Here is a 22,471-nt window from a genome sequence, read left to right as displayed (position 1 = left end):
GCTGGCGCTTCCGGCGCCCCGGGGCCGCACCCGCGGGGCGGGACGCCGGACCGGCCGGCGTCCCGCCCCGGAGCCGCTACGCCCAGGGCAGCGGCGGCGCGGTGCGGGCCGGGGCCCCGGCGAGCTTCGCCAGGGCGAGCCGGACCCCCTCGGACAGCTGCGGGTCCTCGCCGGCCGCCCAGTGGTGCGGGGCGAACGGCACCTCGACGTCCGGGTCGACGCCGTGGTTCTCCAGGCCCCAGCCGTACTTCTCCAGCCACAGCGCGTACTTGGGCTGGGTGACGAGGGTGCCGTCGACCAGCCGGTAGCGGCTGTCGATGCCGATCACCCCGCCCCAGGTGCGGGTGCCGACCACCGGGCCGATGCCGAGCACCTGGATGGCGGCGCTGACCACGTCGCCGTCCGAGCCGGTGAACTCGTCGGCGAGCGCGACCACCGGGCCGCGCGGGGCGTCCGCCGGGTAGGGCACCGGGTGGTCGGTGTCCCGGATGACGTCCCAGCCGATGATCCGGCGGGCCAGCTTCTCGATCACCAGCTGCGAGGTGTGGCCGCCCCGGTTCCCCCGGACGTCGACGACCAGGCCCTCCCGGGCCATCTCGGTGCTCAGGTCGCGGTGCAGCTGGGCCCAGCCGGCCGTCTGCATGTCGGGGATGTGCAGGTAGCCCAGCCGCCCGCCGGACAGCTCGCGCACCGCGGCCCGCCGCCCGGCCACCCAGTCGTGGTAGCGCAGCGCCTCCTCGTCGGCGAGCGGGACGACCACCGGGTGGCGCCGGTCGGTGCCGTCCTTCCCGGCCACCGTCAGCTCGACCGGCTGCCCGGCGGTGCCGGCCAGCAGCGGGGCCGGGCCGGTCACCGGGTCCACCGGGCGGCCGTTGACGGCGAGCACCGCGTCGCCCGGGCGGATCGCCGCGCCGGGCGCGGCCAGCGGCGAGCGGGCCCTGGGGTCGGAGGACTCCCCGGGCAGGATCCGGCCGATCCGCCAGTGCCCGCCGTCCCGGACGAGGTCGGCGCCGAGCAGGCCCTGGCGCCGGGCGGGCTCGGTGTACCGGCCGTACGGCATCACGTAGGCGTGCGAGGTGCCGAGTTCGCCGTGCACCTCCCAGAGCAGGTCGACCAGTTCGTCGTGCGAGCCGACCCGCTCGACCAGCGGCCGGTAGCGCTCCAGCACCCCGTCCCAGTCGACGCCGGAGAGGTCGGGGCGCCAGAAGTTGTCCCGCATCAGCCGGCCGTTCTCGGCGTACATCTGCCGCCACTCGGCGGCCGGGTCGACGGTGATCCGCAGCCGGGCGAGGTCGACGGCGGCCTCCTCGTCGTCGCCGCCCTTGTGGTCCGCCGGGACGACCCTCAGCTCGCCCTGGTCCAGCACGGCGACCCGGGTGCCGTCCGCGCTGACCGAGAAGTCGTCCACGCCGTGCACCAGCTGCTCGACCCGGCGCTTGCGCAGGTCGAAGCGCTCCAGCACCGGACGGGGCCGGTCGTCGTCCAACGAGGCGGCCTCGTCGCCGAGTTCGCCCGTCAGCGGGGCCCTGGTCCAGAGCACGCCGTCCTTCGCGGCGGCCAGCTCCTCGAAGCGGCCGCCCTCGACCGGGAAGGGGATGATCCGGTCGGCGATGCCGTCCAGGTCCACCCTGGTCACCGGCGCGGCGTCGGCGGCCGCCTCGCCGTCCGCCTTCCGGGCCTTCGGCTCGTCCTCCTCCCCGCCGAGCGGGCGCCCGGCCCGCTGCGGCCCGAACGGGGAGGGCGTGTCGGCGGCCAGCGTGACCAGGTGGGGGCGGCAGCCGTTCGGGAAGGACAGGTCGAAGACGTGCGCGTCGTAGACCGGGTCGAAGTTGCGCACCGACAGGAAGGCCAGGTAGCGGCCGTCCGCGGTGAAGGAGGGCGAGGTGTCCACGAAGCGCGGCTGGGTGACCTCGCCGACCGTCCGGGTCGCCAGGTCGGCCAGCACGATCTGGCGCAGCGAGTGCGGGCCCATCCCGCGCACCGGGCGCGACCAGGCCAGCCAGGCCGAGTCCGGGCTGAAGGCCGGGGTGCCGGGCTCGCCGTCGGCGCTGCGGTCCAGCTCGTGCACGGCGCCGTCGGCGAGCGTCACCAGCAGCACCCGGCCGTCGTGCGCGCCGAGCGCGGCCTGCTTGCCGTCCGGGGAGACCGTCAGCGCGTTGACCCGGCCGAGCCGCCCCGCGGCCAGCCGGCGGCGCTCGGCGCCGTGCAGGTCGGGGGCGAACTCCAGGGCGTCCCCGCCCTCGGCGTCGGACACCCAGAGCACCCCCTGGGCGCCGTCCTCGCCGGGCACCACCCGGGCCAGCCGCCCGCGCACGCCCGGGGTCTCGTCCAGCACCCGGGCCGGGCCCTCGCGGTGGGTCAGCCAGTGCACGCCGCCGCGCACCACCACGGCGCTGCCCCGGCCGGTGCGGTCGGGGGCGACGGAGTCCAGCCAGTGCGCGGCGGGCACCGGGCGGGGGCGGCGCCCGGCCCGCGGGCCGGCCAGCCGGACGTCCAGCCGGCGCGGTTCGGCGCCCGCCAGGTCGTCCAGCAGCCAGAGGTCCCCGGCCCGGTGGAAGACCACCCGGGTGCCGTCGGTGCCGGCGCCCCGGGCGTAGAAGCCGTCCGGGTCGGTGGTGTGGCGGCGCAGGTCGGTGCCGTCCGGGCGGCTGGACCACAGCTCGCCGACGCCCTCGTGGTCGGACAGGAAGGCGATCCGGTCCCCGACCCACAGCGGGGAGTCCAGCTGCCCGTCCAGCTCCGCGTGGACCCGGGCGAACTCCTCCCGGCCGAGCCACAGCTTTCCGGCCCGCCCGCCCCGGTACCGCTTCCACCAGGCCGGATCGCGGCCGTTGACACTGCTCAGCAGCACCCGGTCACCACCCGGCTCGAAGGCGAGCCCGCCGACCGGCCCGTACGGCAGCCGCTGCGGCTCGCCGCCGTCCAGCGGCACGGCGTGCGCCCAGGTGCGGCGCAAGCTGGCCTCGCCGGCCCCGGTGGCGGCGATCGGACGGCCGTCGGCGGTCCAGCCCAGCACCCGGGTCTGGTGGCTGCCCCAGTGGGTGAGCCGGCGCGAGGGGCCGCCGTCCACCGGCACCACGTGCACCTCGGGGGCGCCGTCCCGGGTGGAGGTGAAGGCGAGGTGCCGCCCGTCCGGGGAGAACCTCGGGTGGTGGACCGGCAGGTGGTCCGCCGTCAGCCGCCAGGCCCGGCCGCCGTCCAGCGGGGCGAGCCAGAGGTCGTCCTCGGCGACGAAGGCGAGCAGGTCGCCGTGCAGGTGGGGATGGCGAAGGTAGGCGCCCGCCGAGGAGTTCGGGGAGGTGCTCTGGGAGTCCGTCACCCGGCCAGCCTAGGCAGGTACACGGACCGTCCGCGCCGTTTTTCCCAGACTCCCGGCGCCGTCCGCGGGCGGCCGTGCCGCGGTCGCCGCCGGGGTGTACGGGGGCGCGCCGAGGGGCGCGCCGACGGCCTGCCGGGGGTGCGCCCGGGGTGCTACGACCAGCGGCCGGTGCGCCCGAGCAGCAGCGCGCCGGCGGCCACCCCGGCGGTGGAGGTGCGCAGCACCGAGGGGCCCAGCCGGTACGGCCCGGCGCCCGCCCCGGCGAAGGCCGCCAGCTCCTCCGGGGAGACCCCGCCCTCCGGGCCGACCACCAGGACGATGTCCCCGCCCTCCGGCAGCACGGCGTGCGCCAGCGGTTCGGCGCCCTCCTCGTGCAGCACGGCGGCGAACGCGGCCCCCGCCAGGACGGGCGCCAGCTGCCTGGTGGTCATCGGCTCGCGGACCTCGGGGAAGCGCAGCCGGCGGGACTGCTTGCCCGCCTCCCGGGCGGTGGCCCGCCACTTGGCGAGCGCCTTGGCGCCGCGCTCGCCCTTCCACTGGGTGATGCAGCGCGAGGCGGCCCACGGGATCACCACGTCCACGCCGACCTCGGTCATGGTCTCCACGGCCAGCTCGCCGCGGTCGCCCTTGGGCAGCGCCTGGACCACGACGATCCGCGGCGCGGGCTCCGGCTCGCGGCGCACGGCGGCGACCCGCACGTCGATCGCGTCCTTGCCGAGCACCTCGGCGACCGTGGCGTCCACGCCGAGCCCCAGCCCGTCGGCCAGGGTCACCGCCTCGCCCGGCTCCAGCCGCTTCACCGCGGCCGCGTGCCGCCCCTCCGGGCCGTCCAGGCGCACCACGGCCCCGGGCGCGGCGGCGGCGATCCGCTCGGTCTCGACGACGAAGACGGGCGCGGTCATGACGGGGAACCTCTTTCGTGCGGAAGTGGGACGGACACGCGAAAGGGGTGCCGGGGTCGTTGGCCCCCGGCACCCCTCCGCGGACGGCTACCGGCCGTTGAAGGCGTCCTTCAGCCGGGAGAAGAGGCCCTGCTGGCCCGGCGCGAACTGGCCGGACGGCCGCTCCTCGCCGCGCAGCACCGCGAGGCGGCGCAGCAGCTCCTCCTGCTCGGGGTCGAGCTTGCTGGGCGTCTTCACCTCGACGTGCACTATCAGGTCGCCCCGGCCGCCGCCGCGCAGGTGGGTGATGCCCCGGCCGTGCAGCGGGATCGACTGGCCGGACTGGGTGCCGGGCCGGATGTCGACCTCCTCCAGGCCGTCCAGGGTCTGCAGCGGCACCTGGGTGCCGAGCGCGGCCGCCGTCATCGGGATGGTGACGGTGCAGTGCAGGTCGTCCCCGCGCCGCTGGAAGATCGTGTGGGTGGTCTCGGCGATCTCGACGTACAGGTCGCCGGCCGGGCCGCCGCCGGGGCCGACCTCGCCCTCGCCGGCCAGCTGGATCCGGGTGCCGTTGTCGACACCGGCCGGGATCTTGACGGTCAGCGTGCGGCGGGCGCGCACCCGGCCGTCGCCGGCGCACTCCGGGCACGGGGTCGGCACGACGGTGCCGAAGCCCTGGCACTGCGGGCAGGGGCGGGAGGTCATGACCTGGCCCAGGAAGGACCGGGTGACCTGGGAGACCTCACCCTTGCCGCGGCACATGTCACAGGTCTGCGCCGAGGTGCCGGGGGCCGCGCCCTCGCCGCTGCACGTGGTGCAGGTGACGGCGGTGTCGACCTGGAGCTCCTTGGTGGTGCCGAAAGCGGCCTCCTCCAGGGTGATCTCCAGCCGGATCATGGCGTCCTGGCCCCGGCGGGTGCGCGAGCGCGGGCCGCGCTGGCCGGCCGCGGCGCCGAAGAAGGCGTCCATGATGTCGGAGAAGCCGAAGCCCGCCGCGCCGGCGCCGAAACCGCCCGCGCCGCCGCCCGGGGACAGCGGGTCCCCGCCGAGGTCGTAGACCTGGCGCTTCTGCGGATCGGAGAGCACCTCGTAAGCGGCGTTGATCTCCTTGAACCGCTCCTGCGTCTTCGGGTCCGGGTTGACGTCCGGGTGCAGTTCGCGCGCCAGGCGCCGGAACGCCTTCTTGATCTCGTCCTGCCCCGCATCCCGTCGGACGCCGAGTACCGCGTAGTAGTCCGTGGCCACCAAATGCTCCGCTTGTTCCGCCTGTAGTAGTGCTGCGACTGGTCACCGCCGTCGGATTTCCGACGGCGGCCTTTGCTAGGACTCGGCCAGGATCTGGCCCACGTACCGCGCCACCGCTCGCACCGCCCCCATTGTGCCCGGGTAGTCCATCCGGGTCGGACCGATCACACCCAGTTTCGCCACGCTCTCGTCGCCCGAACCGTAGCCGACCGAGACGATGGACGTGGAAGTCAGCCCCTCGTAGGTGTTCTCCCGCCCGATCCGGACCGTCATCGCGGCGTCCGCGGTCTCACCCAGGAGGCGGAGCAGGACGACCTGCTCCTCCAGGGCCTCCAGCACCGGCTGGATGCTGAGCGGGAAGTCGTGCCCGAAGCGGGTCAGGTTGGCCGTGCCGGCCAGCATGATCCGCTCCTCGTTCTGCTCGGCGAGCGTCTCGAACAGGGTCGCCAGGACCGTGCTGACGGTCGGCCGCTCGGCCGGTTCGAACTGCGCCGGCAGCTCCTCCAGCAGCCCCGGGACCTCCGGGAGGCGCCGACCGGCGGCCCTCGCGTTGATCCGGGCCCGCAGGTCCGCCAGCACCGTCTCGCCGACCGGGCCCGGGCAGTCGACCATCCGCTGCTCGACCCGGCCGGTGTTGGTGATCAGCACCAGCATCACCTTGGCCGGGGCCAGCGCCACCAGCTCGATGTGCCGGACGGTGGAGCGCGTCAGCGAGGGGTACTGCACCACCGCGACCTGCCGGGTCAGCTGGGCGAGCAGCCGCACGGTGCGCGCGACCACGTCGTCCAGGTCGACCGCGCCGTCCAGGAAGTGCCGGATGGCCCGGCGCTCGGGGGCGCTCATCGGCTTGATCTCGGCGAGCTTGTCGACGAAGAGGCGGTACCCCTTGTCGGTCGGGATGCGGCCGGCGCTGGTGTGCGGCTGGTGGATGTAGCCCTCCTCCTCCAGCGCCGCCATGTCGTTGCGGACGGTCGCCGGCGAGACCCCGAGGTTGTGCCGTTCCACCAGGGCCTTGGAGCCGACCGGCTCCTCGGTGCCCACGTAGTCCTGCACGATCGCGCGGAGCACGGCGAGCTTGCGTTCGTCCAGCTGGCGGACCTCACCGGCCATGGGGCACGCACCTCCGTCTTCGCACGTTGTCCGACTGTGTCCCTTGCTGCTGCGGGCCGCTCCGAAGACCCTTGCCCTGGCACTCTGAACACGCGAGTGCCAAAACCGTACCTGCCAGTGTAAGGCCCGGGTCCTACGGCAGGAACGGCCGGACCGGGGTGATCCTCCCCGCAGTTCCGCTCACGGCCCGCGGGGCCCCGGCGGTTCGATCCTCCCGGCGCCGGGGTGGTGCCGGGAGGCCGTCCGGGTGGCAGCATCGAAAGCGACGGCGAATGGAGGAGCAAGCGATGTCGAGCTCGGGCCAGCACACCCGTTTCGCGCCGGACCGCGGCCTGACCGGCCGCATGGTCGCGACGATGTTCGTGATCGGGCTGCTGTACGTCGGTTTCACCGGCCTGCTGATCGCGCTGCTGCGCGGCGCCTGGCCACTGATCGTCCTGATCTCCGGCGGGCTGTTCGTGGCCCAGTTCTGGTTCAGCGACAAGATCACCGAACGGGCGATGGGCGCCCGCCAGGTGTCCCCGGAGCAGTTCCCCCAGCTGCACGGCACCATCGACCGGCTCTGCGCCCTGGCCGACATGCCCAAGCCGCGCGTGGCGGTCGCCGACAACGACATGCCGAACGCCTTCGCCACCGGCCGCAACCCGCAGAACGCGGTGGTCTGCGTGACCACCGGGCTGCTGCGCCGACTGGAGCCCGAGGAACTGGAGGGCGTCCTCGCCCACGAGCTGTCGCACGTCGCCCACCGGGACGTCGCGGTGATGACGATCGCCGGCTTCCTCGGCGTCCTCGCCGGGGCGATGACCCGGATCGCGATGTACGGCGGGTTCATGGGCGGCGGGCGCAACAACAACGACCAGAACGCGGCCGTCCTGGCGCTGATCATCCCGCTGGTGTCGGTCGTCGTCTACGCGATCAGCTTCCTGCTCACCCGGCTGCTGTCCCGCTACCGCGAACTCGCCGCCGACCGGGCCGCCGCCCAGCTCACCGGGCACCCCAGCGCCCTCGCCTCGGCGCTCACCAAGGTGACCGGGCAGATCGCGGCCATCCCCAGCAAGGACCTGCGCCAGGCCCAGCCGTACAACGCCTTCTACTTCGCCCCCGCGCTGAGCGCCCGGGAGGCCGCCTCGCAGCTGTTCTCCACCCACCCGAGCCTGGAGAAGCGGCTGGAGCAGCTGGCGAAGATCTCCGAGCAGCTCGGCCGCTGAGCCTCAGTTTTCGACCCGAGAGGACCGCCGTGGGAATCCTGGACGCCCTGTTCGGCCGCACCAAGCCCGTCAAGCCCGACCTCGACCAGCTGTTCGGCGTGCCGTCCGCCGCGCTCACCCTGGAGGCCGGGGCCGGGTTCACCCCCACCGGGCTCGGCTCGGTCTGCTTCGCGGCCGTCGAGGGCGCGGCCTTCGTCCAGGTCCAGCAGCAGGTCCGGGCGCTGCTGGACGCCGACACCGAGCGCGGCGGCGTCCCCGTGGAGGCCTCCAAGGACGGCTACGGCTACTCCTGGCTGCTCGCCCGGCACCGCCCCGAGGAACTGCCCGAACTGGTCAACGACCTGCACGCGGTCAACAGCGAACTGGAGGCGAACGGCTTCGGACCGCAGCTGCTCTGCTCGCTCGTCGGGTTCCGCGACCCGGACGGGCGGTCGCTGGCCCTCGTCTACCTCTACAAGCGGGGGACGTTCTACCCCTTCGCCCCGATGCCCGGCGGCGGGGAGCGGCGCGACAGCCCGCTGGAACTGCAGGTCAACGCGATGCTGGGGAACGACCTGCGGCTGGAGAAGGACCTGAGCCGCTGGTTCCCGGTCTGGGGCGCGCCGGGCCTCTGACGCGCCGTCCGCCCTCCCTATGATCACCCGTATGCGCAGCCGCCAGTACGGACCCGACCTGACCCCGCCGTGGAAGAAGCAGCAGCCCGCCCCGGAGGTGCCCGCCGAGCGGGACCTGGTGGTCGAGGAGGCGGCGACCGGCTACTGCGGGGCCGTGGTGCGCTGCGAGAAGACCGCCGAAGGCTTCACCGTCACCCTGGAGGACCGGTTCGGCAAGCACCGGGTGTTCCCCCTGGTGCCGCGCGGCTTCCTGCTGGAGGGCCGGGTCGTCACCCTGGTCCGCCCGGCCGGCCCGGCCCCCGCCCGCACCCCGGGCCGCACCGCCTCCGGCTCCGTCGCCGTCCCCGGCGCCCGCGCCCGGGTCGCCCGCGAGTCCCGCATCTACGTCGAGGGCCGGCACGACGCGGAGCTGGTCGAACGGGTCTGGGGCGACGACCTGCGGATCGAGGGCGTGGTCGTCGAGTACCTGCGCGGCATCGACGACCTGCCCGCGATCGTCGCCGACTTCGCCCCCGGCCCCGGCCGCCGCCTCGGCGTCCTGGTCGACCACCTGCTCCCGGGCACGAAGGAGCACCGCATCGCCGCCCGGGTCACCGGCGACTCGGTGCTGGTCGTCGGCCACCCCTACATCGACATCTGGCAGGCCGTGAAGCCCTCCTCCGTCGGCATCCCCGCCTGGCCCGCCGTCCCTCGGGGCGAGGACTGGAAGGAGGGCACCTGCCGCCGCCTCGGCTGGCCGGTGGACACCCCCGCGGCCTGGAAGCACATCCTCTCGAAGGTCGACTCCTACAAGGACCTGGAGCCCGAACTCCTGGGCCGGGTCGAGGAACTGATCGACTTCACGGCCCTGCCGGAGTGATCCCGCAAACGCGGATATCCTCTTCAGGAGTTCACCCCACCCCGGAGGTCGCCATGTCCCGGCCGCCGTACGAGCACTGCGACACGGCGATGCGGAACCGCCGCACCGCTGCTCTGGCCCGCATGCGCACGATGGTCACCGAAGGCAGGATCGACTTTGCCGCTATCGGTTACCCGGAGCCGGCCGAGCAGCCGGCTCCGGGAGGTCAGGCCGACCGTCAGGAGTAGGTCTGGAACTCCGTGGTGTCCAGTGTGATGCCGAGCAGGTCCACCGGGATGGGCTCGCCGAACTTGGCGGTTCGCTCGACCCTGTAGTCCGGCAGTCCCGAGGCACTCGCCCGGGTCGGCTCGGCCAGGAGCACGCAGACCGCCTTGATCGGGTCGACGACCAGGTACACGGGAATCCCGCCCTCGGCGTACAGCTCCCGCTTGGTCCGGTAGTCACGGAGAACACTGGTCTTGGAGACGACCTCGACCACCAACGTGAGGACGGGCGCGGGGACCAGGCGGCCGGGGCCCTCGAAGGCGTCCCGCTCGAAGACGACGAGATCCGGTTGGGGCTCGCTCGTCAGCCCGGGAAGATCGATGTCCTGCGTGGTCAAGCGGTACCACCGAGCCCGCGGGATCTGGTCCCGGATGGATTCGACAATGATGTTGTGGACCAGGTCCGGCCCGGCCATCATCACGATTTCCCCCCTGATGAGCTCGGCTTTGAAGCCTTCCGGGACCTCCAGGTTCTCGAAGATCCCCGTCATCCGGTCATCGATGGCGGTCACTGCGCGCTCCCTCCGACGGCTGACACCCACGTTAACGACACTCAGTCCACCAGGTCACGTACGACGGCGTCGGCCAGGAGGCGGCCCTGGAGGGTGAGGGTGGCGCGGCCCCGGGCGTAGGGGCCGGGGGCGAGGAGGCCGTCGGCGAGGTGGCGGTCGGCGGCCTCGCGGCCGGTGTCGGTGAGGAGGTCGAGGGGGATGCCGTCGACCAGGCGGAGCTCCAGCAGGATGCGTTCGACGCGGCGGTCCTCGTCGGCCAGCACCTCGCGGGCCAGGGCCGGGGTGCGGTGCTCGGCGAGGGCTTGGGCGTAGGCGGCGGGGTGCTTGGCGTTCCACCAGCGGACGCCGCCGACGTGGCTGTGGGCGCCGGGGCCGGCGCCCCACCAGTCGCCGCCGGTCCAGTAGAGCTCGTTGTGGCGGCAGCGGCCCTCGGGGGTGGTGGCCCAGTTGGAGACCTCGTACCAGGAGTAGCCGGCGGCGGCGAGCGCCTCCTCGGCGATCAGGTAGCGGTCGGCGTGCACGTCGTCGTCGATCATCGGCAGTTCGCCGCGCTTGACGCGGGCGGCGAGCCGGGTGCCCTCCTCGACGATCAGCGAGTACGCGGAGACGTGGTCGGGCCCGGCGCCGATGGCGGCGTCCAGGGAGGCCCGCCAGTCGTCGTCGGACTCGCCCGGGGTGCCGTAGATGAGGTCGAGGTTGACGTGTTCGAAGCCGGCCGCGCGGGCCTCGGCCACGCAGGCCTCGGGGCGGCCCGGGGTGTGGTGGCGGTCGAGCAGCTTCAGGACGTGCGGGCGGGCGCTCTGCATGCCGAAGGAGAGCCGGTTGTAGCCGCCCTCGCGCAGTTCGGCCAGGTACGCCGGGTCGACGGACTCCGGGTTGGCCTCGGTGGTGATCTCGGCGCCGTCGGCGAGCCCGAACTCCTCGCGGATCGCGGCGAGCATCTTGACCAGGTCGCGGGCGGGCAGCAGGGTCGGGGTGCCGCCGCCCAGGAAGACGGTGTGCACCGGCAGGTCGGCGGAGCCCAGCACCTTCCGGGCGTGGCGGATCTCGGCGACCACGTTGTCCGCGTAGGTCTCCTGGGAGGCGACGGCTCCGGAGGAGCGCAGCTCGGTGGCGGTGTAGGTGTTGAAGTCGCAGTAGCCGCAGCGGCTGGCGCAGTACGGCACGTGCAGGTAGAAGCCGAACGGCCGGTCGCCCAGCCCGTCGAGGGCGTGTGCGGGCAGGGAACCGTCGGACGGCACCGGATCGCCGTCGGGGAGTGCGGAGGGCATGAGCCCATTGTCCCGTACGGCCCGACCGAACCCGGCGGGCCGTACGGGGGCGGGGCCGGTCAGGCCTCGTTGGCGCCCGCGTACATGGCGGTGACCGCGTCGGCGTAGGTCCGCTCGACCACCGGGCGCTTGATCTTCAGGCTCGGGGTGAGCTCGCCGTGCTCGATGTCGAGGTCGCGCGGCAGCAGGTGGAACTTCTTGATCGTCTGCCAGCGCTGGAGGTCGCCGTTGACCCGCTTGACGAAGCCCTCGATCAGCTCGTGGACGGCCGGCTCGACGGCCAGCTCGGCGTAGGACTTCCCGGCCAGGCCGTGCTCGGCGGCCCACGGCAGCAGGACGGCCTCGTCCAGGCCGATCAGCGCGGTGCAGTAGTTGCGGCCGTTGCCGATCACCAGGATGTTGCTGACGAACGGGCAGACCGCCTTGAACTTGCCCTCGACCTCGCTGGGCGCCACGTACTTGCCGCCGGAGGTCTTGAACAGGTCCTTCTTGCGGTCGGTGATCCGCAGGAAGCCGTCCGGGCTGAGCTCGCCGATGTCCTCGGTGTGGAACCAGCCGTCCGGCTCCAGCACCTCGGCGGTCTTCTCCGGCAGGTTGTGGTAGCCGCGCATGACGCCGGGGCCGCGCAGCAGGATCTCGCCGTCCTCGGCGATCCGCACCTCGGTGCCGGGCAGCGGGCGGCCCACGGTGCCGATCCGCACGTCCTCGGCCCGGTTGACGCAGGAGCCGGCGCTGGTCTCGCTCAGGCCGTAGCCCTCCAGGATCGGCACCCCGGCGCCGATGAAGAAGTAGCCGATCTCCGGGGCGAGCGCGGCGCTGCCGGAGACCGCGCCGCGCAGCCGGCCGCCGAAGGCCGCCCGGATCTTCGCGTACACCAGTTTGTCGGCCAGCGCGTGCTGCACCCGCAGGCCGAGCGGGGCGCTCTCGGTGCCGGTGGCGATGCGGCTCTGCTGGACCGCCCGGGCGTGCTCGCGGGCGACCTTGGCCGCCCACAGGAAGATCTTGTACTTGGCGCCGCCCTCGGCCCGGGCCCGGCCCGCGATGCCGTTGTAGACCTTCTCGAAGATGCGCGGCGCGGAGGCCATGATGGTCGGCCGGATCGCCGGCAGGTTGTGGATGATCCGGTCCACCCGGCCGTCCACCGCCATCACGTGCCCGGTGGCGATCTGCCCGGAGATCAGCGTCTTGCCGAACACGTGGGACAGCGGCAGCCACATGAACTGCACGTCGTCGGGGCCCAGCAGGCCGCTGGCCTCCTGCGCCCGGCCCTCGTACGCCCAGCAGTCGTGCACCAGGCGCACGCCCTTGGGGCGGCCGGTGGTGCCGGAGGTGTAGATGAGGGTGGCCAGCTGCTCCTTGCCGAGCCCGTCGACGGCCTTCTCCACCGCGTCCGGGTGCTCCGCCAGGTACCGGGTGCCGCGCTCCTCCAGCTCGGCGAGGGTGAGCAGGTCCAGGCCGCCGGTCTCGGGGGCCTCGGCGGGCGCGTCGAAGAGGATCACGGTGCGCAGTTCGGGCAGCTGGTCGAGCTGCCCGACGGCCTTGGCCAGTTGGGCCTCGTTCTCGGCGAACAGCGCCCGGGAGCCGGAGTCGGAGAGGATGAACGCGGTCTCGTCCGCGTTGGTGCTGGGGTAGACGGTGGTGATCGCGGCGCCCGCGCACATGGCGCCGAGGTCGGCGACGATCCACTCCAGGCGGGTCGAGGAGGCCAGGGCCACCCGGTCCTCGGGCCGGATGCCGAGTGCCATCAGGCCTGCGGCCACCGCCTTGACCCGGACCGCGGTCTGCGCCCAGGTGAGCGAGCGCCACTGCTCGGCGCCGGGCGCGCCGTCGGCGGCCTGCTCGTCCACCGGCGAGGGGTAGCGGTAGGCCTCGGCGTTCGGGGTCAGGGCGACCCGCTCCAGGAACAGGTGGGCGACGGAGGCGGGGCGCCCGGCGACGAGGTCGGGCCTGCCGGAGTCGATCAGGGACTGCGCGGAACTCAACGAGGACCTCCGGTGGCGGGTGGCCGTCTGAGGGATTGTCGCGGCGTCCGTGGGGGCGGTCGCCGGGCCCCCGGTTCACCTGAGCGGTACCGGTCAGTAACAAAGGGGCAATCAGCAGCCTAGGGGGAAACCGGTCATTCCGTAAGGGGGCGGCGCCCGACGGCACGGCCCCGCGCGACCGGTGCCGCACCCCGCCGTTCGGCAAAGGCCCGGCAAACCTCCGGCTCCCGGACGCCGAATGACCTGTACGACGCTACAGAACACCGAGAATTGGGGTGCGAACCCGACCGGCGACGACAAGAGTGTGCTAGTGCTGATCAGACTGCTGAGGGCGTACCTGCGCCCGTACTCCCGACCGATCACCCTGCTGGTGCTGCTCCAGCTGGTGTCCACCCTCGCGGCGCTCTACCTGCCGACGCTCAACGCCGACATCATCGACGACGGCGTGGTCAAGGGCGACACCGGCTACATCCTGCGCGTCGGCGGGGTGATGATCGCGGTCACCGTCCTCCAGGCCCTCTGCTCCATCGGCGCGGTCTACTACGGCGCCCGCACCGCGATGGCCTTCGGCCGGGACGTCCGCGCCGCCGTCTTCGACCGGGTGCAGAGCTTCTCCGCCCGCGAGGTCGGCCAGTTCGGCGCCCCCTCGCTGATCACCCGCACCACCAACGACGTCCAGCAGGTCCAGATGCTCGCCCTGATGAGCTTCACGCTCATGGTCGCCGCGCCGATCATGTGCGTCGGCGGCATCATCATGGCGCTCAACCAGGACGTCCCGCTGTCCGGCCTGCTGCTCGCCGTCATCCCCGTGCTCGGCGTCGTCGTGGTCCTGCTGGTCCGCGCGCTGCGCCCCAGGTTCCGCAGCATGCAGGTACGGATCGACACCGTGAACCGGGTCCTGCGCGAGCAGATCACCGGCATCCGGGTCATCCGCGCCTTCGTCAAGGACGACCAGGAGCAGGCCCGCTTCGCCGACGCCAACGAGGACCTCACCCAGGTCTCCCGCCAGGTCGGCCGGCTGATGTCCATCATGTTCCCCGCCGTCATGCTGGTGGTGAACGTCTCCAGCGTCGCCGTGCTCTGGTTCGGCGCCCACCGCATCGACAGCGGCGCCATGCAGATCGGCGCGCTCACCGCGTTCCTCTCCTACCTGATGCAGATCCTGATGAGCGTCATGATGGCCACCTTCATGTTCATGATGGTGCCGCGCGCCGAGGTCTGCGCCGAGCGCATCCAGGAGGTCCTCGGCACCGACAGCAGCGTCGTCCCGCCCGCCGCCCCCGTCACCGAGGTCCCGCACCGCGGCACCCTGGAACTGCGCGGCGTCGACTTCCGCTACCCCGGCGCCGAGGCCTCGGTGCTGCGCGGCATCGACCTCACCGCCGGCCCCGGCCAGACCACCGCCATCATCGGCTCCACCGGCAGCGGCAAGTCCACCCTGCTCGGCCTCGTCCCCCGGCTCTTCGACGTCACCTCCGGCCGGGTCCTGCTCGACGGCGTCGACGTCCGCGAACTCGCCCCCGCCGCGATCGCCGAGAGCGTCGGCATCGTCCCGCAGAAGCCCTACCTCTTCTCCGGGACCGTCGCCAGCAACCTCCGCTACGGCCGGCCCGACGCCACCGACGAGGAGCTCTGGCACGCCCTGGAGATCGCCCAGGCCAAGGAGTTCGTCGAGAAGCTGCCCGAAGGCCTGGACGCCCCCATCGCCCAGGGCGGCGGCAACGTCTCCGGCGGCCAGCGCCAACGCCTGGCCATCGCCCGGACCCTGGTCCGCCGGCCCTCCGTCTACCTCTTCGACGACTCCTTCTCCGCGCTCGACTACGCCACCGACGCCCGGCTCCGCAAGGCCCTCGCCCGCGAGACCTCCGACGCCACCGTCCTGATCGTCGCCCAGCGGGTGTCCACCATCCGCGACGCCGACCGGATCATCGTCCTCGACGAGGGCGCCGTCGTCGGCAGTGGGACCCACCACGAGCTGATGGCCGACAACCCGACGTACCGGGAGATCGTGCTCTCCCAGCTCACCGAGCAGGAGGCGGCGTGACCACGCCCGGCAACAAGCCCGACCTGACCAAGGGGCCCGCCCCGAGAGGCGCCGCTCCCGAGGACGCCCCGGTGGACGGCGCCCCGGCGAACGGCGCCCCGACGGACGCCGCCAAGGACGCCGAACTGCCCAGCGACTCCCAGGCCGCCGCCGCCCGCCGCGGCCCGGCCGGCCCCGGCCGCTTCATGGGCGGCCAGGGCACCGAGAAGTCCATGGACTTCAAGGGCTCCGGCAAGCGCGTCCTCGGCCTGCTGCGCCCCGAACGCAACACCCTGATCGGCGTCCTGGTCCTCGGCGTGCTCGGCATCGGCTGCGCCGTCATCGGCCCCAAGATCCTCGGCGACGCCACCGACCTGATCTTCGCCGGTGTCGTCGGCGCCCGCTTCCAGGCCGGGATGTCCAAGGACCAGGTCATCGACGGGCTGCGCGCCCACGGCGAGGGCGGCGTCGCCGACCTGCTCTCCGCCGTCCACTTCACCCCCGGCCAGGGCATGGACTTCGGCGCCATCGGCACCGTCCTGCTCTGGGTGCTCGGCATCTACCTCGCCTCCGCCGTCTTCGGCATCTTCCAGGGCCGGCTCGCCACCCGGGCCATCCAGGCCGCGAGCTACCGGCTGCGCCAGGACGTCGAGGCCAAGCTCGCCCGGCTGCCGCTCAGCTACTTCGACAAGCAGCCGCGCGGCGAGGTGCTCAGCCGGGTCACCAACGACATCGACAACATCGGCCAGTCCATGCAGCAGACCATGGGACAGGTCGTCAACTCGCTGCTCACCGTGGTCGGCGTGCTCGCGATGATGTTCTGGATCTCCCCGCTGCTCGCCGTGATCGCCCTGGTCTCGGTGCCCGTCTCGGTCGTCGTCGCCACCAGGGTCGGCAAGCGGGCCCAGCCGCAGTTCGTCCAGCAGTGGAAGTCCACCGGCCAACTGAACGCCCACATCGAGGAGATGTACACCGGCCACACCCTGGTCAAGGTGTTCGGGCGCCAGCACGAGTCCGCGGAGACCTTCCGGGAGCACAACGAGGCGCTCTACCACGCCAGCTTCAAGGCCCAGTTCATCTCCGGCATCATCCAGCCCGCGATGATGCTGATCGGCAACCTCCAGTACGTGCTGGTCGCCGTCGTCGGCGGTCTGCGGGTCGCCAGCGGCGCGCTGTCCATCGGTGACGTCCAGGCGTTCATCCAGTACTCGCGGCAGTTCAGCCAGCCGCTCACCCAGGTCGCCAGCATGGCCAACCTGGTGCAGTCCGGCGTCGCCTCCGCCGAGCGCGTCTTCGAGCTGCTGGACGCCCCCGAGCAGAGCGCCGAACCGGCCATGCCGGAACGGCCCGACGTGGTGCGCGGCCGGGTCGCCTTCCAGGACGTGTCCTTCCGCTACGACCCCGAGAAGCCGCTCATCGACGACCTCTCGCTCAAGGTCGAGCCCGGCCAGACCGTCGCCATCGTCGGCCCCACCGGCGCCGGCAAGACCACCCTGGTCAACCTGCTGATGCGGTTCTACGAGGTCAGCTCCGGACGGATCACCCTCGACGGCGTGGACATCGCCGCGATGTCCCGCGAGGAACTGCGCTCCGGCATCGGCATGGTGCTCCAGGACACCTGGCTGTTCGGCGGCAGCATCGCCGACAACATCGCCTACGGCGCCGAGTCGGCCACCCGCGACCAGGTCGTCGAGGCCGCCAGGGCCGCCCACGTCGACCGCTTCGTGCGCACCCTGCCGGACGGCTACGACACCGTCATCGACGACGAGGGCACCAACGTCAGCGCCGGCGAGAAGCAGCTGATCACCATCGCCCGGGCGTTCCTCGCCCAGCCGTCCATCCTGGTCCTGGACGAGGCGACCAGCTCCGTCGACACCCGCACCGAGGTGCTGATCCAGCGGGCCATGGCCCGGCTGCGCACCGGCCGCACCAGCTTCGTCATCGCCCACCGGCTCTCCACCATCCGGGACGCCGACGTGATCCTGGTGATGGAGAACGGCTCGATCGTCGAGCAGGGCTCGCACGACCACCTGATCGCCGCCGACGGCGCCTACGCCCGGCTCTACCAGGCGCAGTTCGCCGAGGCCGTGGCCGAGGTGGACTGACACTCCCCCGAAGACCGTCGGAGAACGCGGGAAGGGCCCGGGCTGGTGCCCGGGCCCTTCCCGCGTCTCCGAACGCCTGCCGCCGTTACTTCTTCTCCTTCGGCGCCTCGGCGTCGGTGGACAGCGCGGCGATGAAGGCCTCCTGCGGGACCTCCACGCGGCCGACCATCTTCATCCGCTTCTTGCCTTCCTTCTGCTTCTCCAGCAGCTTCCGCTTACGGGAGATGTCACCGCCGTAGCACTTGGCGAGGACGTCCTTGCGGATCGCGCGGACCGTCTCACGGGCGATCACCCGGGAGCCGATGGCCGCCTGGATCGGCACCTCGAACTGCTGGCGGGGGATGAGCTTCTGGAGCTTGCCCGCCATCATCACGCCGTAGCCGTAGGCCTTGTCCTTGTGGACGATCGCGGAGAAGGCGTCCACCGCGTCGCCGTGCAGCAGGATGTCGACCTTCACCAGCTGGGCGGACTGCTCGCCGATGGGCTCGTAGTCCAGCGAGGCGTAGCCGCGGGTCTTGGACTTCAGCTGGTCGAAGAAGTCGAAGACGATCTCCGCGAGCGGCAGGGTGTAGCGCAGCTCGACCCGGTCCTCGGACAGGTAGTCCATGCCCTGGAGGTTGCCGCGGCGGGACTGGCAGAGCTCCATGATCGCGCCGACGAACTCGTTGGGCGCGAGGATGGTGCCGCGCACCACCGGCTCGAACACCTCGGCGATCTTGCCGGTCGGGAACTCGCTCGGGTTGGTGACGGTGTGCTCGGTGCCGTCCTCCATGACCACCCGGTAGACCACGTTCGGGGCGGTGGAGATCAGGTCGAGGTTGAACTCGCGCTCCAGGCGCTCCCGGATGATCTCCAGGTGCAGCAGGCCGAGGAAGCCGCAGCGGTAGCCGAAGCCGAGCGCGACCGAGGTCTCCGGCTCGTACACCAGCGCGGCGTCGTTGAGCCGCAGCTTGTCGAGGGCGTCGCGCAGCAGCGGGTAGTCCGAGCCGTCCAGCGGGTAGAGGCCGGAGAACACCATCGGGCGCGGGTCCTTGTAGCCGCCCAGCGCCTCGGTGGCGCCCTTGTGCATCGAGGTGATCGTGTCACCGACCTTGGACTGCCGGACGTCCTTCACACCGGTGATGATGTAGCCCACCTCGCCGACGCCGAGGCCGTCGGCGACCTTCGGCTCGGGCGAGATGACGCCGATCTCCAGCAGCTCGTGGGTCGCGCCGGTGGACATCATCGAGATCCGCTCGCGCTTGGTGAGCTGCCCGTCCACCACACGGACGTAGGTGACCACGCCGCGGTAGGAGTCGTACACCGAGTCGAAGATCATCGCGCGGGCCGGGGCGTCCTTGACGCCGACCGGGGCCGGGACGGTGTTGACGATGTGGTCCAGCAGGTCCTCGACGCCCAGGCCGGTCTTGGCGCTGACCTGGAGCACGTCGGAGGGGTCGCAGCCGATGATGTGGGCGATCTCGGCCGCGTACTTCTCCGGCTGGGCGGCCGGCAGGTCGATCTTGTTGAGGACCGGGACGATCGTGAGGTCGTTCTCCAGCGCCAGGTACAGGTTGGCGAGGGTCTGCGCCTCGATGCCCTGGGCCGCGTCGACCACCAGGATGGTGCCCTCGCACGCGGCGAGGGAGCGGGACACCTCGTACGTGAAGTCCACGTGGCCGGGGGTGTCGATCATGTTGAGGATGTGCGTCGTCCCGGCGTTCGGACCGGTCTTCGGCGCCCACGGAAGGCGGACCGCCTGCGACTTGATGGTGATGCCGCGCTCACGCTCGATGTCCATGCGGTCGAGGTACTGGGCGCGCATCTGCCGGGGGTCGACGACGCCGGTGATCTGCAGCATCCGGTCTGCGAGCGTCGACTTGCCGTGGTCGATGTGGGCGATGATGCAGAAGTTGCGGATCAGCGCCGGGTCGGTACGGCTGGGCTCTGGCACATTGCTGGGGGTCGCGGGCACCTTGGTCCGATTCTCCGTTGGTCCGGGGCCGGGGGTGTCCGGGTCATCGCTGACCGGTTTCCCGGGGACCGGACGGGCTCGTCCGATCGAAATAGTCCCTGCCATCTTCCCACGACCGCGGGGCGGGCCGCCGTTCGGGCACCCGGGGCCGTCCGGGGCCGCCCTCGCGAGCGGTCGGGGCGGCCCTCGCGGGCGCCCGGGTTTGGGGCGGGCAGCGGGCCCCTGGTAGCGTGGGCTGCTGCACCCGGCCTCGGCATGCCCTCTCAGCTGGTCCGACGGCCACCGGGTGCGAACCCGTTCAAATCCTTAGACAAGACTGAGGCTCCTTCGTGGCGAACATCAAGTCCCAGATCAAGCGCAACAAGACCAACGAGAAGGCGCGCCTGCGCAACAAGGCCGTCAAGTCCTCGCTGAAGACCGCTCTGCGCAAGGCCCGTGAGGCCGCTGCCGCCGGCGAGACCGAGAAGGCCACCGAGCTGGCCCGCGCCGCCTCCAAGGCGCTGGACAAGGCCGTGAGCAAGGGCGTCATCCACGCCAACCAGGCCGCCAACAAGAAGTCGGCCATCACCAAGCGCGTCAACACCGCCGTCCAGGCCTGACGCCCCGGGGTCTTCGACCCCCACCGCTTCGGAGCGACCCGGCCCTCTACCCGGCCCCCCGAGGCGCGCAAGACTCGCACCGCACGCGGCCTGCGTTCGCCACGCGGGTGCGGTGCAACAGAAGCAGTGCGACAGGCGTCGCAGCCGGCCTCTCCCCGAGGCCGCTGCGGCGCCTGTCGCGTTCCGCGGCCCGGCGGCTATCGTCGGTCGGGTCCGACCGGGGTGCGGGGAGCACCTCGGCGCCAGGTCCAGGGGGAAACTTCCATGACGACGCCACCGCCGCCGCAGCCACCGAACAGGCCGGGGTACGGCTTCCCGCAGCCACCGAACGGACCGGGGTACGGCTTCCAGCAGCAGCCGGGCGGGGGCGCGCAGCCCGTACCGGGCGCTCCCGGCCCCGCGGGCGCCGGCGGCTTCGGACCGCCGCCGGGGCTGCCCACCGCGCCCGGCCTGCCCGCCGCCCCCGCCCCCGCCCCCGGGCGGAGCGGGAACCTGCGGCGCAACGCCGTCTGGGCGTTCGTCGGCGCGGTGACCGTCTCGATCGGCTGGGCCGCCGCCGTGACGGCCGTCCCCGGCCTGGTCAGCAGCGACTCCTCGCCGCGCGACCTGCGCGGCTACCACCTCTCCGACGACTTCTGCGCCACCGGGAAGCCCACGAAGCTCCTGCAGACCTACTCCGTCTCGGACACCTCCAAGCCGACCCACCACACCGACCGGCACCCGGCGCTGGACAGCATGAACTGCTCGATGTCGCTCAAGCGCACCGGCGGCACCAGCGACAGCGAGTCCGCCACCCTCTACATGCGCGTCGACCTGCACAAGGCGGTCAACCCGGCGCCCGAGCTGGAGGCCAACAAGGAGCTCTACCGGGCCCGCGGCTACCAGGTCACCGACATCGCGGGGCTCGGCGAGGAGGCGTACTTCCTGTACAAGGACGACGGCTCGGACCAGTACCACAGCGTCTACGCCGAACTGGACATCCGCGACGGCGGGATGACGTACTACGTCACCTACTCGGCCGGCTACACCGAGGGCAAGGGCAAGCCGCCGACCAAGGAGGAGCTGCGCACCGCCCTCCAGTCCGACGGGCAGGACACCGTGCGGGCCATGAAGAAGTAGCGCCGGGGCCCGCGGCGCCGGGCCGTCAGTAGGCGGGCCGGGAGCCGGCCCGGGAGGCCCGGGCGACGGCGACCACCGCGCGCTCCAGGGCGTACGCCGGGTCGTCCGAGCCGCCCTTGACGGCGGCGTCGGCCTGGGCGATCGCGGTCAGCGCGGTGGCCACCCCGTCGCCCGTCCAGCCGCGCATCTGCTGGCGGACCCGGTCGACCTTCCACGGCGGCATGCCCAGCTCGCGGGCCAGGTCGCCCGGGCGCATGTTCCGCCCGGCGCTCGCCAGCCGGCCGATGCTGCGCACGCCGGAGGCCAGCGCGTAGGTGATGCCGGTCGGCGGCTGGCCGACGGCCAGCGCCCAGCGCAGCCGCTCCAGCGCCTCCGCGGCCCGGCCGGTGACCGCCAGGTCGGCGACCTCGAAGCCGGTCGCCTCGGCCCGGCCGCTGTAGTAGCGGGCCACCACCGTCTCGTCGATCGTGCCCTCGACGTCGGAGGTCAGCTGGTTGCAGGCGGCCGCCAGCTCGCGCAGGTCGCTGCCGAGCGCGTCCAGCAGCGCCTGGCAGGCCTCCGGGGTCGCGGAGCGGCCCAGGGTGCGGAACTCGCCCTTGACGAAGGCCAGCCGCTCGCTCGCCTTGGCCAGCTTGGGGCAGGCCACCTCGCGCCCGCCGGCCTTGCGCCCGGCGTCCAGCAGGCCCTTGCCCTTGGCGCCGCCGGCGTGCACCAGCACCACGATCACTTCTTCGGCCGGGGCCTCGATGTACGCCTTGACCTCCTTCACGGAGTCGGCGGAGAGGTCCTGCGCGGCCCGGACCACGATCACCTTGCGCTCGGCGAACAGCGACGGCGTGGTCAGCTCGGCCAGGCTGCCGGGCTGCAGGCCGCCGGGCGGCAGGTCCCGTACGTCGGTGTCCGGGTCCGCCGCCTTCGCCGCCGCCACCACCTGGGCGACCGCGCGGTCCAGCAGCAGCTCCTCCTGGCCGACCGCGAGGGTCAGCGGGGCGAGCAGGTCGTCGGGTGCACTCTTCCTGGCCATCGCCTACCAGCATCCCACGGGCCGCGGACACTCCCGCCCGACGGAGCGGGCGGCCCGACCTGGACAATGTCCGGGTGAGCGAGAACCACACCACCGACCTCCCGGCCGTCGACGACCCGTACGCCCGGCAACTGCTCGTCCTGCCCGACCGCGACACCGCCGAGGAGGCCGCCGAGGAGCTCGGCGCCGCCCAGCCCGACCTCGGCGAGCTCGAAGTCGTCCGCGACGCGCTCGCGGGCGAGGACGACGCCGAGGACGCCCAGTGGCTGGTCGTGGCCGAGGCCCCGGAGAGCGGCTGGACCCCGGCGCTGCTGCACGCCCTCGACCGCCTCGCGGCCGGCTACGAGGGCTGGCGCGAGGAGGCGTGACGGCCTGAGGGCCTG

17 protein-coding genes are annotated in these 22,471 nt (G+C 72.8%); 8 read left to right on the top strand and 9 right to left on the bottom strand.

Going from position 1 to position 22,471, the window contains the following annotated elements; all coding sequences use genetic code 11:
• Positions 1-76: 76 nt before the first annotated feature.
• From AMK13_RS00700 to hrcA, 4 genes are all read right to left on the bottom strand, one after another.
• Complete coding sequence (locus tag AMK13_RS00700; RefSeq protein ID WP_074000726.1) at positions 77-3,319, bottom strand: S41 family peptidase; 3,243 nt, start codon at positions 3,317-3,319, stop codon at positions 77-79.
• Between the two features lie 152 nt (positions 3,320-3,471).
• A complete protein-coding gene (locus AMK13_RS00695) occupies positions 3,472-4,221 on the bottom strand; it encodes a 16S rRNA (uracil(1498)-N(3))-methyltransferase (RefSeq protein WP_074000725.1) in 750 nt (249 codons plus the stop codon).
• An 87-nt stretch (positions 4,222-4,308) separates the two neighbouring features.
• Positions 4,309-5,445 carry a molecular chaperone DnaJ gene (gene dnaJ / locus AMK13_RS00690; protein ID WP_049651911.1) on the bottom strand — a complete coding sequence of 379 codons (1,137 nt, stop codon included), beginning with the start codon at positions 5,443-5,445 and terminating at the stop codon, positions 4,309-4,311.
• Between the two features lie 75 nt (positions 5,446-5,520).
• Positions 5,521-6,555 (bottom strand): heat-inducible transcriptional repressor HrcA, encoded by a 1,035-nt coding sequence (hrcA, locus tag AMK13_RS00685; RefSeq protein ID WP_049651912.1) that lies wholly within the window; start codon positions 6,553-6,555, stop codon positions 5,521-5,523.
• A 287-nt stretch (positions 6,556-6,842) separates the two neighbouring features.
• Here hrcA and htpX point away from each other — a divergent pair, with 287 nt between their 5' ends.
• The 3 genes from htpX to AMK13_RS00670 are packed head-to-tail and all read left to right on the top strand — an operon-like array spanning position 6,843 to position 9,236.
• The gene (htpX, locus tag AMK13_RS00680; protein ID WP_049651913.1) at positions 6,843-7,763 is read left to right on the top strand and encodes a zinc metalloprotease HtpX; all 921 of its coding nucleotides are present in this window, start codon (positions 6,843-6,845) and stop codon (positions 7,761-7,763) included.
• Between the two features lie 29 nt (positions 7,764-7,792).
• The gene (gene pspAB / locus AMK13_RS00675; protein ID WP_049651914.1) at positions 7,793-8,377 is read left to right on the top strand and encodes a PspA-associated protein PspAB; all 585 of its coding nucleotides are present in this window, start codon (positions 7,793-7,795) and stop codon (positions 8,375-8,377) included.
• A 31-nt stretch (positions 8,378-8,408) separates the two neighbouring features.
• Positions 8,409-9,236 carry a DUF3097 domain-containing protein gene (locus tag AMK13_RS00670; protein WP_049651915.1) on the top strand — a complete coding sequence of 276 codons (828 nt, stop codon included), beginning with the start codon at positions 8,409-8,411 and terminating at the stop codon, positions 9,234-9,236.
• Between the two features lie 217 nt (positions 9,237-9,453).
• Here the strand turns inward: AMK13_RS00670 and AMK13_RS00665 are convergent, their stop codons facing one another.
• Genes AMK13_RS00665 through AMK13_RS00655 form a run of 3 tightly spaced genes read right to left on the bottom strand, consistent with a single transcriptional unit; the run spans position 9,454 to position 13,264 of the window.
• Entirely contained in the window at positions 9,454-10,011 is a 558-nt protein-coding gene (locus AMK13_RS00665) for a Uma2 family endonuclease (protein WP_074000724.1), read from the bottom strand.
• A 41-nt stretch (positions 10,012-10,052) separates the two neighbouring features.
• Complete coding sequence (gene hemW, locus AMK13_RS00660) at positions 10,053-11,282, bottom strand: radical SAM family heme chaperone HemW (protein WP_074000723.1); 1,230 nt, start codon at positions 11,280-11,282, stop codon at positions 10,053-10,055.
• A 59-nt stretch (positions 11,283-11,341) separates the two neighbouring features.
• Positions 11,342-13,264: an AMP-dependent synthetase/ligase gene (locus AMK13_RS00655; RefSeq protein WP_049651918.1), complete on the bottom strand. Its 1,923-nt coding sequence runs from the start codon at positions 13,262-13,264 to the stop codon at positions 11,342-11,344.
• Positions 13,265-13,574: 310 nt separating this feature from the next.
• Here AMK13_RS00655 and AMK13_RS00650 point away from each other — a divergent pair, with 310 nt between their 5' ends.
• Both AMK13_RS00650 and AMK13_RS00645 read left to right on the top strand, forming a co-directional pair.
• Entirely contained in the window at positions 13,575-15,308 is a 1,734-nt protein-coding gene (locus AMK13_RS00650) for an ABC transporter ATP-binding protein (RefSeq protein ID WP_049651919.1), read from the top strand.
• Positions 15,309-15,493: 185 nt separating this feature from the next.
• Positions 15,494-17,392: an ABC transporter ATP-binding protein gene (locus AMK13_RS00645; protein ID WP_074001145.1), complete on the top strand. Its 1,899-nt coding sequence runs from the start codon at positions 15,494-15,496 to the stop codon at positions 17,390-17,392.
• An 85-nt stretch (positions 17,393-17,477) separates the two neighbouring features.
• On the opposite strand, the gene lepA is transcribed toward AMK13_RS00645, so the two are convergent.
• The gene (gene lepA / locus AMK13_RS00640) at positions 17,478-19,346 is read right to left on the bottom strand and encodes a translation elongation factor 4 (RefSeq protein WP_063780165.1); all 1,869 of its coding nucleotides are present in this window, start codon (positions 19,344-19,346) and stop codon (positions 17,478-17,480) included.
• A gap of 329 nt (positions 19,347-19,675) precedes the next feature.
• Here lepA and rpsT point away from each other — a divergent pair, with 329 nt between their 5' ends.
• Both rpsT and AMK13_RS00630 read left to right on the top strand, forming a co-directional pair.
• A complete protein-coding gene (gene rpsT, locus AMK13_RS00635; protein WP_030309778.1) occupies positions 19,676-19,945 on the top strand; it encodes a 30S ribosomal protein S20 in 270 nt (89 codons plus the stop codon).
• Between the two features lie 264 nt (positions 19,946-20,209).
• Positions 20,210-21,064 (top strand): hypothetical protein, encoded by an 855-nt coding sequence (locus AMK13_RS00630; protein WP_074000722.1) that lies wholly within the window; start codon positions 20,210-20,212, stop codon positions 21,062-21,064.
• A gap of 25 nt (positions 21,065-21,089) precedes the next feature.
• On the opposite strand, the gene holA is transcribed toward AMK13_RS00630, so the two are convergent.
• Entirely contained in the window at positions 21,090-22,088 is a 999-nt protein-coding gene (gene holA / locus AMK13_RS00625) for a DNA polymerase III subunit delta (protein WP_074000721.1), read from the bottom strand.
• A 74-nt stretch (positions 22,089-22,162) separates the two neighbouring features.
• Between holA and AMK13_RS00620 the strand changes: the two genes are divergently transcribed.
• Positions 22,163-22,456, top strand: a complete 294-nt coding sequence (locus tag AMK13_RS00620) for a hypothetical protein (protein ID WP_049657893.1) — start codon at positions 22,163-22,165, stop codon at positions 22,454-22,456.
• Positions 22,457-22,471: the final 15 nt, after the last annotated feature.

This window comes from Streptomyces sp. CB02056, assembly GCF_001905545.1.
Lineage (GTDB): Bacteria > Actinomycetota > Actinomycetes > Streptomycetales > Streptomycetaceae > Kitasatospora.
This window is presented reverse-complemented; position numbering and strand designations above follow the sequence as displayed.

Bases quoted from the DNA above. Each gene is read 5' to 3' on its own strand.
- AMK13_RS00695 (WP_074000725.1), bottom strand. From the start codon at position 4,221: ATGACCGCGCCCGTCTTCGTCGTCGAGACCGAGCGGATCGCCGCCGCC.
- hrcA (WP_049651912.1), bottom strand. From the start codon at position 6,555: ATGGCCGGTGAGGTCCGCCAGCTGGACGAACGCAAGCTCGCCGTGCTC.
- htpX (WP_049651913.1), top strand. From the start codon at position 6,843: ATGTCGAGCTCGGGCCAGCACACCCGTTTCGCGCCGGACCGCGGCCTG.
- AMK13_RS00670 (WP_049651915.1), top strand. From the start codon at position 8,409: ATGCGCAGCCGCCAGTACGGACCCGACCTGACCCCGCCGTGGAAGAAG.
- hemW (WP_074000723.1), bottom strand. From the start codon at position 11,282: ATGCCCTCCGCACTCCCCGACGGCGATCCGGTGCCGTCCGACGGTTCC.
- AMK13_RS00645 (WP_074001145.1), top strand. From the start codon at position 15,494: ATGGGCGGCCAGGGCACCGAGAAGTCCATGGACTTCAAGGGCTCCGGC.
- AMK13_RS00630 (WP_074000722.1), top strand. From the start codon at position 20,210: ATGACGACGCCACCGCCGCCGCAGCCACCGAACAGGCCGGGGTACGGC.
- holA (WP_074000721.1), bottom strand. From the start codon at position 22,088: ATGGCCAGGAAGAGTGCACCCGACGACCTGCTCGCCCCGCTGACCCTC.